16 protein-coding genes are annotated in these 12,528 nt (G+C 59.6%); 8 read left to right on the top strand and 8 right to left on the bottom strand.

The genetic code is table 11. From position 1 onward, the window contains the following. Window positions 1–97: 97 nt before the first annotated feature. Window positions 98–565, bottom strand: coding sequence for a 30S ribosomal protein S9 (rpsI, locus tag MRBLMR1_RS24825; RefSeq protein WP_148145308.1), 468 nt, complete (start codon window positions 563–565; stop codon window positions 98–100). Between the two features lie 2 nt (window positions 566–567). Continuing rightward, window positions 568–1,032: a 50S ribosomal protein L13 gene (gene rplM, locus MRBLMR1_RS24830; protein ID WP_148145307.1), complete on the bottom strand. Its 465-nt coding sequence runs from the start codon at window positions 1,030–1,032 to the stop codon at window positions 568–570. Between the two features lie 518 nt (window positions 1,033–1,550). Here rplM and MRBLMR1_RS24835 point away from each other — a divergent pair. Next, window positions 1,551–1,979, top strand: coding sequence for a CoA-binding protein (locus MRBLMR1_RS24835; protein ID WP_148145306.1), 429 nt, complete (start codon window positions 1,551–1,553; stop codon window positions 1,977–1,979). Window positions 1,980–2,061: 82 nt separating this feature from the next. Here the strand turns inward: MRBLMR1_RS24835 and MRBLMR1_RS24840 are convergent, their stop codons facing one another. Beyond that, window positions 2,062–2,490: a DUF6455 family protein gene (locus MRBLMR1_RS24840; protein WP_148145305.1), complete on the bottom strand. Its 429-nt coding sequence runs from the start codon at window positions 2,488–2,490 to the stop codon at window positions 2,062–2,064. A gap of 117 nt (window positions 2,491–2,607) precedes the next feature. Here MRBLMR1_RS24840 and MRBLMR1_RS24845 point away from each other — a divergent pair, with 117 nt between their 5' ends. The 3 genes from MRBLMR1_RS24845 to MRBLMR1_RS24855 all read left to right on the top strand — a co-directional run bounded on the left by MRBLMR1_RS24845 (window position 2,608) and on the right by MRBLMR1_RS24855 (window position 5,636). Beyond that, entirely contained in the window at window positions 2,608–3,894 is a 1,287-nt protein-coding gene (locus MRBLMR1_RS24845) for an O-acetylhomoserine aminocarboxypropyltransferase (protein ID WP_500066865.1), read from the top strand. 276 nt (window positions 3,895–4,170) lie between these two features. Then, complete coding sequence (locus MRBLMR1_RS24850; RefSeq protein WP_343062577.1) at window positions 4,171–5,091, top strand: cation diffusion facilitator family transporter; 921 nt, start codon at window positions 4,171–4,173, stop codon at window positions 5,089–5,091. 134 nt (window positions 5,092–5,225) lie between these two features. Next, the gene (locus tag MRBLMR1_RS24855; protein ID WP_500066866.1) at window positions 5,226–5,636 is read left to right on the top strand and encodes a response regulator; all 411 of its coding nucleotides are present in this window, start codon (window positions 5,226–5,228) and stop codon (window positions 5,634–5,636) included. 68 nt (window positions 5,637–5,704) lie between these two features. Here the strand turns inward: MRBLMR1_RS24855 and MRBLMR1_RS24860 are convergent, their stop codons facing one another. Continuing rightward, window positions 5,705–7,282, bottom strand: coding sequence for a TerC family protein (locus MRBLMR1_RS24860; protein WP_183827506.1), 1,578 nt, complete (start codon window positions 7,280–7,282; stop codon window positions 5,705–5,707). Between the two features lie 371 nt (window positions 7,283–7,653). Next, a complete protein-coding gene (gene bdcA, locus MRBLMR1_RS24865) occupies window positions 7,654–8,367 on the bottom strand; it encodes an SDR family oxidoreductase (protein ID WP_183827064.1) in 714 nt (237 codons plus the stop codon). An 84-nt stretch (window positions 8,368–8,451) separates the two neighbouring features. Between bdcA and MRBLMR1_RS24870 the strand changes: the two genes are divergently transcribed. The 3 genes from MRBLMR1_RS24870 (at window position 8,452) to MRBLMR1_RS24880 (ending at window position 9,799) form a co-directional block, all read left to right on the top strand. Next, the gene (locus tag MRBLMR1_RS24870) at window positions 8,452–9,063 is read left to right on the top strand and encodes a TetR/AcrR family transcriptional regulator (RefSeq protein WP_500066867.1); all 612 of its coding nucleotides are present in this window, start codon (window positions 8,452–8,454) and stop codon (window positions 9,061–9,063) included. Between the two features lie 47 nt (window positions 9,064–9,110). Beyond that, entirely contained in the window at window positions 9,111–9,455 is a 345-nt protein-coding gene (locus MRBLMR1_RS24875; RefSeq protein ID WP_183827061.1) for a cupin domain-containing protein, read from the top strand. Window positions 9,456–9,559: 104 nt separating this feature from the next. Further along, window positions 9,560–9,799, top strand: coding sequence for a hypothetical protein (locus MRBLMR1_RS24880; protein ID WP_500066868.1), 240 nt, complete (start codon window positions 9,560–9,562; stop codon window positions 9,797–9,799). A gap of 24 nt (window positions 9,800–9,823) precedes the next feature. Here MRBLMR1_RS24880 and MRBLMR1_RS24885 read toward each other — a convergent pair whose 3' ends face one another. Then, window positions 9,824–10,297 carry a MarR family winged helix-turn-helix transcriptional regulator gene (locus tag MRBLMR1_RS24885; RefSeq protein WP_500066869.1) on the bottom strand — a complete coding sequence of 158 codons (474 nt, stop codon included), beginning with the start codon at window positions 10,295–10,297 and terminating at the stop codon, window positions 9,824–9,826. Between the two features lie 166 nt (window positions 10,298–10,463). Here MRBLMR1_RS24885 and MRBLMR1_RS24890 point away from each other — a divergent pair, with 166 nt between their 5' ends. After that, complete coding sequence (locus MRBLMR1_RS24890) at window positions 10,464–11,261, top strand: SDR family NAD(P)-dependent oxidoreductase (RefSeq protein ID WP_500066870.1); 798 nt, start codon at window positions 10,464–10,466, stop codon at window positions 11,259–11,261. A 98-nt stretch (window positions 11,262–11,359) separates the two neighbouring features. On the opposite strand, the gene MRBLMR1_RS24895 is transcribed toward MRBLMR1_RS24890, so the two are convergent. Next, entirely contained in the window at window positions 11,360–12,058 is a 699-nt protein-coding gene (locus tag MRBLMR1_RS24895) for an LrgB family protein (protein ID WP_148147338.1), read from the bottom strand. Then, window positions 12,045–12,464 carry a CidA/LrgA family protein gene (locus tag MRBLMR1_RS24900; RefSeq protein WP_148147339.1) on the bottom strand — a complete coding sequence of 140 codons (420 nt, stop codon included), beginning with the start codon at window positions 12,462–12,464 and terminating at the stop codon, window positions 12,045–12,047. Before MRBLMR1_RS24900 ends, MRBLMR1_RS24895 begins: the two co-directional genes overlap by 14 nt. Window positions 12,465–12,528 lie beyond the last annotated feature (64 nt).

Here is a 12,528-nt window from a genome sequence, read left to right on the forward strand (position 1 = left end):
GGCTTTTTCATTTATACCGCTTGCTGAGCTGTCGAGCGCCCAAAGAAAAAGGCGGAGCCGAAGCTCCGCCTTTCGATAGGTATAAATCCCGAAACGATTAGCGCTTGGAGAACTGGAATGAACGGCGAGCCTTGGCCTTACCGTACTTCTTACGTTCAACAACACGGCTGTCGCGGGTCAGGAAGCCACCCTTCTTCAGGACCGAGCGCAGGCCCGGTTCGAAGTAGGTGAGGGCCTTGGACAGGCCGTGACGAACGGCGCCGGCCTGACCGGAAAGACCACCACCGGCAACGGTCGCGATGATGTCGAACTGACCGCTACGGGCAGCCGAAACCAGCGGCTGCTGCAGGATCATCTGCAGAACCGGACGTGCGAAATAGGCGGTGAAATCCTTGCCGTTGACAATGATCTTGCCGGAGCCAGCCTTGACCCAAACGCGGGCGACGGCGTTCTTGCGCTTGCCGGTTGCGTAGGAACGGCCCTGCGCATCGACCTTGCGGACGTGAACCGGTGCTGCCTGGCCTTCAGCCGGAGCGAGGTCCTTCAAAGAGGAAAGATCAGCCATTATCAGGCGCTCCTTGTGTTCTTGCTGTTCAGCGAAGCCACGTCGAGAACGACCGGCTGCTGTGCTTCATGAGGATGGTTCGAGCCGGCGTAAACGCGCAGGTTCTTCATCTGGCGACGTCCGAGCGGGCCGCGCGGAACCATGCGCTCGATAGCCTTCTCGAGAACGCGCTCCGGGAAGCGGCCTTCGATGATGGCGCGTGCGGTGCGCTCCTTGATGCCGCCCGGGTAACCGGTGTGCCAGTAGTACTTCTTGTCGGTGTACTTCTTGCCGGTCAGGACGCACTTTTCAGCGTTGATGATGATGACGTTGTCGCCGTCGTCAACGTGCGGGGTGTAGGTAGCCTTGTGCTTGCCGCGCAGGCGGTTGGCAACGATGGTGGCGAGGCGGCCGACAACGAGCCCTTCGGCGTCGATGATCACCCACTTCTTCTCCACCTCTGCAGGCTTCTGAACGAAGGTAGACATGGTTTTCTCTTTCGTTTGATCCCCGAGGCCGGAAACCGGTCGCCGGGGCGTTTCTTGTTGCTTGTATTGGCAGCCTTTCAGGCGCCAAAAAGAATGCGGGCCCGTTAAGGTCCGCAATCTGGCGCGCTTATAGCGTGACGCGCGCAGACGGTCAATGTTGGTGATCCGAGGGTTCGAAAAATAAATCAAGCAAAAACAATTAGTTAATTATGTGGTATTTTAATACCGCAATTTTGTCGACTTGAGATTGCCGGCCTTTCATCCTTGTAAGGGGACTGAGAGCGGCGGCAATCCATCCATGTCGGTAATCTTTCGTTAGACTGTTAGGCTCCGCTAAAGTGTTGCGAACAAAGCTGGAATGTTCCCGCAACAAATGAGGCAAATTCCTGAATGCATCCCTTGGTTGGTCCTCGCGACTATGTGAAGCGCCGCAACATGTTGGCGATGGCGCAGTCAAAAGACTAGATAGAGCACACAAACGACCAGATAGGCGGACAGAACCGCCGGGAGAGCCGTGTATGAACCATGACCGTTATGACGACGACTATATAGCCGGGATATTGAAGGAAGCCCGCACGATTGCGCTGCTCGGGGCATCGCCCAAGCCGGATCGGCCGAGCTATGGCGTCATGCGTTTCCTGCTCGAACGGGGTTACAATGTCTATCCGGTCAATCCGGGGCAGGCCGGCAAGGATATTCTCGGCCGCAAGACCTATGCGACGCTTGCCGATATCCCGGAGCCGATCGACCTGATCGACGTTTTTCGCGCGCCGGAATATCTGGATGGCGTGGTCGATGAAACGCTGGCGCTGGAAACACAGCCGGCTGCGATCTGGGGGCAGCTCGGTGTGCGTGACGACGCAGCCGCCGCCAAGGCCGAAGCGGCAGGCATCAAGGTTGTGATGAACCGTTGCCCGGCGATCGAATATCCGAGACTTGTTGGCTGACAACGTAGAGGCGTGCCGGGATTCCTCGGATCGTCGGCACGCTTTAATTCAACCTCACTGCTCGCATTGAACGCGGCATGTTTCAGCCTTGCAGCAGTTCCGGGTCGGCGCGCATCGTGTTCAGGTTGACCGCATTGCCGCAGTAACCAACGAACTCCTGGCCGGCGACTTCGGCCTCGAGATCGTGGCGACAGCGGGTCTTGGATTTGCATTTGGTGCAGGTCAGCTGCATCTCCCGATATAGAGCCGGATGTAGGACCGCGACATCGCTTTGATCGATGTTGAGGGCACGCATCATCTCGATCATTTCATCCGCAGCGTGTGGTCCTGCCTTGACCAGCTGCAGCAGATCATCCGGCGCAATTGCGCAATCCTTGGAAATCTGCCGGATCGTTGCCTCGTCCAGCATCGCGATTTCCTCGGCTTCCGCCGCAGCCGACCATGCCTCCGCGCACCAGCTCAGGAACCTCCGCGAAATGCTGGTATGTTCCTCGTATGCCATCCTTCCCATGACGTCCTCCTTCGTTTCCAGAAAGATGCGCCCGGAGGAATTATATTCCTTGATCCCCGTCAACGTCCGCGCTTTGCTGCGACAAGATAAAACAAGTCACATTTTGGGGAGGGTCTAATGCCGCCATTCAATCCGGGATTTTCCACGCTTGCCGTCCATGCCGGTGCGGCGCCTGATCCGACCACCGGCGCGCGGGCAACGCCGATCTACCAGACGACGTCTTTCGTCTTCAACGATGCCGACCATGCGGCAGCACTTTTCGGCCTCCAGCAGTTCGGTAACATCTATACACGGATCATGAACCCCACTCAGGCCGTCCTTGAGGAGAGGGTGGCGGCGCTTGAGGGTGGCACGGCGGCACTTGCCGTCGCATCCGGCCATGCGGCGCAGATGCTGATCTTCCATACGATCATGCAGCCCGGCGCGAATTTCGTTGCCGCACGGCGTCTTTATGGCGGTTCGATCAACCAGTTCGGCCACGCCTTCAAGAATTTCGACTGGCATGTGCGCTGGGCCGATACCGATGACCCGGCAAGTTTCGAAGCAGCGATCGACGGGGAGACCCGTGCGATCTTCATCGAAAGCCTCGCCAATCCGGGCGGCACCTTCGTCGATATCTCGGCAATTGCCGACATCGCTCACCGCCGCGGCCTGCCGCTCATCGTCGACAATACGATGGCAAGTCCCTATCTGTTGCGGCCGCTTGAGCACGGCGCCGATATCGTCGTCCACTCGCTGACGAAATTCCTCGGCGGCCACGGCAATTCGATGGGCGGCATTCTGGTCGATGGCGGAACCTTCGACTGGTCGAAATCCGGCAAATATCCGATGATGTCGGAGCCGCGGCCTGAATATGGCGGCATCGTCCTGCACGAGACCTTCGGAAATATCGCCTTCGCGATCGCTGCCCGTGTGCTTGGCCTGCGCGATCTCGGACCGGCAATCTCTCCCTTTAACGCCTTCATGATCCAGACCGGCATCGAGACCCTGCCGCTCAGGATGCAGAAGCATTGCGACAATGCGCTGGCGGTTGCCAGATGGTTGAAACAGCATCCGAAAATCGCCTGGGTCCATTACGCGGGCCTTGAGGACAATCCCAACCATCTGCTGCAGAAGCATTATTCGCCCAAGGGTGCAGGCTCGGTCTTCACCTTCGGCATCGAAGGCGGCTATGAGGCCGGCAAGAGTTTTGTCGAAGGACTGCAGCTCTTCTCCCATCTTGCCAATATCGGCGACACCCGCTCGCTCGTCATCCATCCGGCATCGACGACGCATCGCCAGTTGACCGAAGAGCAGCAGATCGCGGCGGGTGCCGGACCGGATGTCGTGCGCCTGTCGATCGGCATCGAGGATGCCGCCGATATCATTGCCGACATCGAACAGGCCTTGTCGAAAGTGAGCTGACGCTTCTATAGAAGCCGCTCATGTTATCATTTCTACATGGTCGGCCGCTATCGGCTGACTGTGCGGTTCTGTGAAAGTCCCCTCCCAACCCTCCCCACAAGGGGGAGGGCCAACCCCGTTGCGCCGCAGAGGCTCAAATGAGCCAAGGCGGCTGCGGCGGTTTTCTCCTCCCTTGTGGGGGAGATGGCCGGCAGGCCAGAGGGGAATTGGCAGACTGCAGAGGAAAAATCAGAGAAAGGGCAGGGGCGTGCGCCGCTGCTCCAATGGAGAATACCCGTGAGCGAGCAGTCACTTCTTCGGCTGTCCATCGCCGTCACGGCCTTATTGGCTGCATTCGGCATTACCGTCGGTCTCGTGTCCGGCTCTTTCGCCATCGTCTTCGATGGCTTCTATTCCCTGACCGACGCCTTCATGACGATCTTGGCCCTGCTGGTCTCAAGGCTGATCGTCACGTCGGCGGAGCCGACGGCAAAAGGAAAGCTGATCGATCGCTTCAGCGTCGGCTTCTGGCATCTCGAGCCGATGGTGCTTGGCCTGAACGGTACGCTTCTGATGGGCGCTGCGGTCTACGCTTTCATCAGCGCCGTCGGCAGCCTGCTTTCTGGCGGACGGCCGATCGATTTCGGCCCCGCGGTTATCTTCACGATCGTCACCGTGACTGTCTCCTTCGCCATGTGGCTGTTCTGCCGTCGCGCCAACCGGGCGCTGAATTCCAGCTTCGTCGCGCTCGACAGTCAGGCATGGGCGATGACCGCAGCACTGACCTCGGCTTTGCTGGTCGCCTTTGCGGTCGGCCACGCAATCGAGGGGACGGAGTTCGAATGGCTCAGCCCCTATATCGATCCGGGTGCGCTCGCGCTCATCTGCCTGATCATCGCGCCGGTGCCGTTTTCGAATGTTCGCCAGGCGGTTGCCGACATCCTTCTGGTCACACCGGTCGAGCTCAAACAGCATGTCGATGCGGTCGCAGAAGCCATTGTCGAGCGCCACGGGTTTCTCTCCTATCGCGCCTATGTCGCCCGTGTCGGCCGCGGCCGGCAGATCGAGCTCTTCTTCATCGCCCCATCCGACTGGCCGCCGCGTCATCTCTCCGAGTGGGATGCTATCCGTGACGAGATCGGCGAGGCGATCGGCGGCGAGGGGCCTGATCGCTGGTTGACAATCGTCTTCACCGGCGATCCGGAATGGGCGGACTGAGCGCCACCCCTATCGGTCGCTGAAGTCATTCATTCGCATTTTATTAAACATGTTTCGAATTGGCACAGGCTCTGCCGTAATCCTTTCCCATCCATATGCGTTGATAGGCAGAACCTAGAGCGAGGGCATTGCATATGGACAGCTTCCGGCAGAAGACGATTTTGGTCGTGGAGGATGAGGCGCTTATCCGTTTTGCGATCGCGGATGCGCTTGAGGATGCGGGTTATGCGGTGCTGGAGGCGGGAACTGTTCTGGAAGCCGTCGGCAAGCTCGGCCAGCACGAACATATCGATCTTGTCCTCACCGATATCGATATGCCGGGTGGCCTGAACGGCATCGATTTGGCGAAAATGGTTGCCGAATGCGCACCGAAAATCAGCATCATCGTATCGTCGGCCCGCAGCCACCGTGATCTGGACGGCCTCCCGGATGTCGCGCACAAGCTGGCAAAGCCCTGCACCGCAGCCTTGCTGCTTTCCACCGTCGGAAGTGTGCTGAAGGCCAAGGAGCGTGCCGCCGGGCAGGCGCAGCGTCAGAGCGCCTGATCTTTGTCTCGACAAATGAAAATGCCGCGGAAATCGTTCCGCGGCATTTTTTGTTTTCAGATTTTCGTTTACGCCGTCTCGGCCATTGCGTTGACGGACGATTCCGCCCTGATACGCACCTTGTCGATATTGCGCCCGTCGAGAGAAACGACTTCGTAGGTCAGGCCGCCGAAGGTGAATGTCTCGCCCTGTTCCGGAAGATGGCCGAGGCGCCAGAGGATGAGGCCCGCCAGCGTCGAGTAGCGGTCGGCGTCGTCCACCAGATCGCTGTCGAGAAGACGCGACACGTGGCGGATGTCGATCCAGCCATCGACCAGAAGCGAGCCGTCTTCGCCCCGCTCCACCGTCAACTGTTCCTCGTCGTCATCGGCAAAATCACCGGCAATCGCTTCCAGCAGGTCGGTTGCCGTGACCATGCCTTCTACGGAACCGTATTCGTCGAGCACGATCGCCACCTGCAGCGGCGACTGACGCAGCTGTTCGAGCAGACGCAGCGCATTGACGCTTTCATGTACTACAAGCGGCTGGCGCAGCGAGCGTTCAAAATCGATCTTGCCGGTTTCGATGAAGTCGCGCAGCAGGTCCTTGGCAAGGGCTACGCCGAGGAACTCGTCGAGACTGCCGCGGGCGATCGGGAAGCGGGAATGGCCTGATTCCAGAACCTTGCGGCGAAGTTCCTCGTCGCTGTCTTCGATATCCAGCCAGTCGATGTCGAGCCGATGGGTCATGACCGACTTCGCTGGACGATCGGCAAGCGTCAGGACGCTTTCGATCATCTCGTGTTCGACCGGCGTGAACAGCTCGTTTTCCGAAGCGCGTTCGGCAATCACGTCGGCAGTGTCACCCAGCGAGGTCTCGCTGCGGCGGCTGCCGAGCAGCGAAAGCACGGCGCTGGCCGTACGGTCGCGCAGGTCGCCAGTGCTCATGAAGCGCTCGCGGTTGCGACGGCCGATCTGGTTGAAGGCTTCGATGAGCACCGAGAAGCCGATCGCGGCGTAGAGATAGCCCTTCGGGATATGGAAGCCGAGGCCTTCGACGATCAGCGAGAAACCGATCATCATCAGGAAGCCGAGGCAGAGGATGACGACGGTCGGATGTTTCGACACGAAGGCCATCAGCGGCTTCGAGCACAAAAGCATGAGGCCGACGGCAACGATGACGGCAATCATCATGACGGAAAGATGCTGGACCATGCCAACGGCGGTGATAACGCTGTCGAGTGAGAAGACCGCGTCGAGTACGACGATCTGCACCAGAACCTGCCAGAACACCGCATGTTCGATCTTGCCTTCCTTGTGGCCGGAATGACCTTCGAGCCGCTCATGCAGTTCCATCGTGCCCTTGAACAGCAGGAACACGCCGCCGAACAGAAGGATCAGGTCACGGCCGGAAATTTCGAGGCCGGCGACGGTGAAAAGCGGTGCCGTCAGCGTCACGATCCAGGCGACGGAGGCAAGCAATATAAGGCGCATGCCGAGCGCCAGGCCGAGGCCGATAAGGCGTGCTTTCTCCCGCTGGTGTTCGGGCAACTTGTCGGCAAGGATCGCGATAAACACGAGATTGTCGATGCCGAGAACGATTTCTAGAACAATAAGGGTGGCGAGACCCGCCCATGCGGCGGGGTCGGACATCCATTCGAATATCATGATGACAAGCGGCGCACCGTTTCTGGTGGCCAATCCTTCTGTGGTTGAAAGGGAAAACAAAAAATGCCGCCCCAGAACGGGGACGGCAGCAGACTATGAATAGAGGGGATGGCGTGTTTGGGCGCTCCCGGCTTTCGTCGGGGCGCGGTCGTCTCTCGACCTGGAATGTGGAACGTCCGGTCCGATGTCCTTGCCGATTTCGATTGGACAGTCAGGCCGGACACACGCAATCGGCTGTCCATGGCGAAGCGCTATAGCCGATTATTGCCACAATTGCATCGGGACATTGTTCATTTTTTCGAGAAGACAGGTTCGGCAGGGTGTTCCCACATAGTCGAACACCCTGTTATCGTTGAAGATCAGGCGTCGGGTCAGGCCCCCATGCCGCCGTCGATCGTGTGCATCGCGCCGGTAATGAAGCCTGCTTCCGGGCCGGCGAGATAGGCGGCGAGGCCTGCGATTTCTTCCGGGCGGCCATGGCGTTTCAGCGCCATGAAACCATGCATCGTGTCCTTCATCGGGCCGTCGGCCGGGTTCATGTCGGTATCGATCGGGCCGGGCTGGATCACGTTGACGGTGATGTTGCGCGGACCGAAATCGCGGGCGAGCCCGCGCGCCATGCCCTGAACTGCCGATTTGGTCAGCGCATAGGCAGCACCACCTGCAAAAGGCATCCGGTCGCCGTTTACCGATCCGATGATGACGATGCGGCCACCTTCCGGCATCAGGCGGGCGGCTTCCACCGAGGCATGGTAAGGCGCGCGCACATTGATGTCGATCATCCGGTCGACTGCATCGGGATCGGTTTCGAGCGGATCGCCGAGAACCAGCGTCCCGGCATTGACGACGAGAACATCGATCGGCCCAGCGGCCTTGACCGTCTCGATCGTCTGGCTGCGATCACCTGCATCGGATTTCACTGCTTTGGCACCGGTCGCGGCTGTAAGGGCGTCGGCTGCATCCTTGGATCCGGCATAGGTGAACGTCACCTCGGCACCGTCATTTGCGAAGCGGCGAACGATTGCGGCGCCGATGCCGCGGCTGCCGCCGAGAACCAGTACCTTCTTTCCATGGAAGTCTGTCATTGTCATTCTCCCTGTATCAGGCTTGAGATTTAATGTAGTGGGCATTACATAAATCTACGGATTGACTGCGTCAAGGATTTTGTAGTGAGTGATACAAAAATAAATACCCAGGCAACGGCGAGGCGAGGAAGACCCCGCGCGTTCGATCGTGAAGAGGCGCTAGCCAAGGCTCAGGCCCTGTTTCATGCGAAGGGATACGATGCGCTGAGCGTCGCCGACCTGACGCAGGCACTCGGCATCAACCCTCCAAGCTTTTACGCCGCTTTCGGCAGCAAGCTTGAACTCTATGATGAAGCATTGCGGCGCTACGAAAAGACCGAGGGGCTGGACGTCGATACGGCTCTTGCGCCAGGTACGCCGCTTTCCGATGGCGTGGCAAAGCTCCTGCGTTACGCGGCGGATGCATATGCAAGCGGAGACGCCTGCGGCTGCATGGTGATCGAGGCGGCGAGGGGCACGGCGGATGCGGCCGCCGGCGAAAAGGCGCGAGAACGCATGGAGGCCAGCCGGTCCTATATCCATCAGAGGATTTTAAGCCTCGATGCAGGCAATGCGGATCTTGCCTCCGACTATGTGATGATGTCTCTTGCCGGCCTGTCGGCCAGCGCCCGCAACGGCATGCCGACAGCCCGCCTGCGTGTCATGGCTGCGATAGCCGCGGAAGGTCTCAAAAGCCGCCTGGAAAGCGCCGCCTGACCGTGGGCCGCGTTGGGCGGAAGCAATAGCGGAAACAAGGAGCGACGATGCAGGCCTGGACGACATTCGATCTCGCAGCAATAGAGCCGGAAGACGGCGCTCCGGCACCCGATCGGCTCATCGAGGGAGCCCCGCAGTTCCGCACCTGGAATGTCGATGAGGCCGAAGGCGGTATCTATGCGGGCGTCTGGGAGGCAACGCCGGGAACCTGGCGGATCGTCTATGACGAGTGGGAATATTTCCACATTCTCTCCGGCCATTCCATCGTGACGGAGGAGGGCGGCAAGCCGCTCCATCTTCGCGCCGGCGACCGCATGGTGCTCAGGCCGGGCTTCAAGGGAACCTGGCAAGTCGTTGAAACGACTCGTAAGGATTACGTCATCCGGCTTTAGAATTATCATGCTTCGGCGCGAACTGGGGAAAGCTTGGGCCAAGGGTTTTGTCCCGATATCGATCGCGATAGACATCCGGGATCGATAACAATCCGGACATTGCAATGCGCATTCTGAGACTTCTCCTGACCGTGGTCATAGCCATCTCGGTCGTCATCGGCTTCCGCTGGTACCGTTATGTCGGTAACACCGACAGCCCCTATGACGAGGTCGGCATCGAGATCAACAGTCGCCTTCCGACGCCATTGCGCAAATGGGGCTGCGACAGGCTGCATGCCACATTCGGCAATGTCCTGCCGCCATACGGCTGCCAGGCCGGTGACGATGGGCGCAACTGGCTTTAAGCCCCTGAGACTTTGGGCGACGGTTCAGTCGCCCTTCTTGCCCGCAGCCGCATAGGCCTTCGCAAAATCCTCCGAAGCGATGAAGGCAAGCGTTCGGCGAAGCTCCGCCGATTTTTCCGCGCCCAGCACGGCGTCGAAGCGCCTCTGGGCCTCCCGCCAGTTCGCCACCATTTCCGCCTGCCTTTCGCGACCGCGTGGCGTCAGCCGCACCCGTTTGGCGCGACGATCCTTCTCGTCCGGCACCAGTTCCACCAGATCGTCGCGGATCAGTGGCTTCAGCGTGTGACCGAGCGCTGACAGGTCCATGACCATCGCCTTCGCCAGTTCCTTCTGGGTTGGCTCCTTGAGGTAGGCTATCTGGGTGATGAGCGAGAACTGCGTGCCGCGCAGGTCGCTCGGACCCATCGCATCGTCATAGAGTTGCCCAAGCTGGCGCGATGCCCGGCGGACGGAACTGCTGCTGCAATGCGCCCAGATACTGTCTTCCTGCTTTTCCATGTTCCGATCATTCCCGACCTTGTCGGTTCAGGCAACGTCTGAGAAGCTCTGTTCCATCCGACGCTCCACAAAATTTCATCTGCCTACTTGCACTCGCAAAATCCTCGCTCAAATATAGTGGCATATACCAGCAAATTCCAGTCATCATCGAAACAGGAGAATTGCCATGACATCCAAGCTTGGAACTGCACTCGTAACCGGCGCATCTTCGGGGATCGGCGCAACCTATGCCGATCGGCTTGCCCGCCGCGGTTACGATCTCATCCTCGTCGCGCGTGATGCCGCTCGGCTCGGGGAGCTGGCCGACAAACTGGCAAAGGCCTACGGCATCAGAGCCGATGTACTGCGCGCCGATCTCAGCGATCGCGCCGACGTCCTCAAGGTCGAGGATCGGTTGAGGACGGATGAGGCGATCACGCTTTTCGTCAATAACGCCGGCATTGGGCCTGTTACGTCATTGCTTGAAAGCGATGTCGATTATCTGGACACGATGGTGGCGCTCAACGTCACGGCCGCCAATCGTCTTGCCGTCGCTGCCGCCCAGACATTTGCCAGGCGCCGGGCAGGGGCGATCATCAACACGGCCTCCGTCGTGGCTCTTGCTCCGCAGATATTCAACGGCACTTATGCTGCGACTAAGGCATTCGTCCTGAGCCTGACTGAATCTCTTGCCACCGAACTCAAGGACAAGAACGTCCGCATCCAGGCCGTCCTGCCGGGCCTGACGCGCACCGAAATCTTCGATCGTGTCGGCCGCTCCTTCGACGATCTGGATCAGGGAATGGTCATGGATGTCACCGATCTGGTGGATGCCGCGCTCGCAGGTTTCGATCAGGGCGAGATTGTAACGATACCGGCACTTGCGGATGACGGCATCTGGAATGCCTATTTGGCCGCCCGCGGTGCTCTCGGCCCGCATCTGTCGCTGCGCAAGCCGGCTGCCCGTTACGGCGTTTCGAGCTAACGCAATTCCAGCAAAAGTGGAAACCGGCTTTGCGTGCGGAATCGCGCTGAGCCAAAAGGATAGAGCAGCTTCGCGTTTCGAAGAAAGGCGGAAATGCTCTATCGCAGGATATAGGCGAGGATCGGTGCTGCAAGCACGTTGACGAGGCCGACCAGCACCATCACCAGTCCGGCGACCGAGCCTTCCTCGGCGCCGATCTGGTTGGCCTTGGCCACGCCTGCGCCATGCGCTCCCATGCCGAACAGCGCGCCTCGCGCCAGCGAGGATTTCAGCGGCAGGATCCGCAACAGCTTCTCACCCAGTGCAGCGCCCGCCACGCCGGTTATGACGACGAACAATGCCGTCAGGTCCGGCACTCCGCCAACCTTCTCCGAAATCGCCATGGCAAACGGCGAGCTGACCGAGCGGGGAAGCAGGCTCAGGCGAAGCGTGCCATCAATGGAAAGCAGGCTCGCCAGGGCCCAGGCGGTAAGGATTGCGGTGCCGCTGCCGACCACGATGCCGAATGCCAGCACAGGCCAATAGCGCATGATCATCGCCCGCTGCTCGTAGATCGGGATTGCGAACGCGACGGTCACCGGGCCGAGAATGGCCATCAGCCAGCGGGTGGCGCCGATATATTCGCTATAGGTCGTGTGCAGCGACAGCGCCAGCGCAGCGAGAAGGACCGGGGTCAAAACCAGCGGCGACGACCAGATTGCCGGCCAGCGGCGATAGGTTCGCTTGGACAGAAGATAGATAGCGATCGTTGCTGCCGACCAGAAGACGGTGATCAGTATCGTCTCAAGAGACGGCATGTCTGCTCTCCATGCGGAGCATCAACCGGTAGCCGACATCGACCGCCAACGCGGTCATGCACATGACCATCAGCGTCCCGGCAAAGATGACCGCAAGAACCTTCAGCCCGACAAGGCCGAGAAATTCGGAGTGGTCGAGGACGGCAAGAACGGCGGGCACGAAGAAGAGCAGCATGTCTGCCAGCAGGACATTGGCACCGCGCCGCATGGTGGAAAGACGGATAGTGCCGGTGATCAGCAGATAGAGGAGTGCAAACAGGCCAAGCACGCTGCCGGGGATCGGCAGACCTGTGCCGCGCGACACGGCTTCACCGGCAAGCCAAAGAAGCACGATCAGCGCAACCTGTGCGAAACGGTTGCCGTGGAGGCTTTTATGCAGGAAAATCGCGGTCTTGCGCTTGGTCACGGAAGGGGTCCTGTTCAACGATCCTCCCTCAGCCGTACTATAAGGTACTGTTTCCGCTAAACAA

Origin of the sequence: Neorhizobium sp. LMR1-1-1.1 (assembly GCF_040675795.1) — a bacterium.
GTDB lineage: Bacteria > Pseudomonadota > Alphaproteobacteria > Rhizobiales > Rhizobiaceae > Neorhizobium > Neorhizobium cellulosilyticum.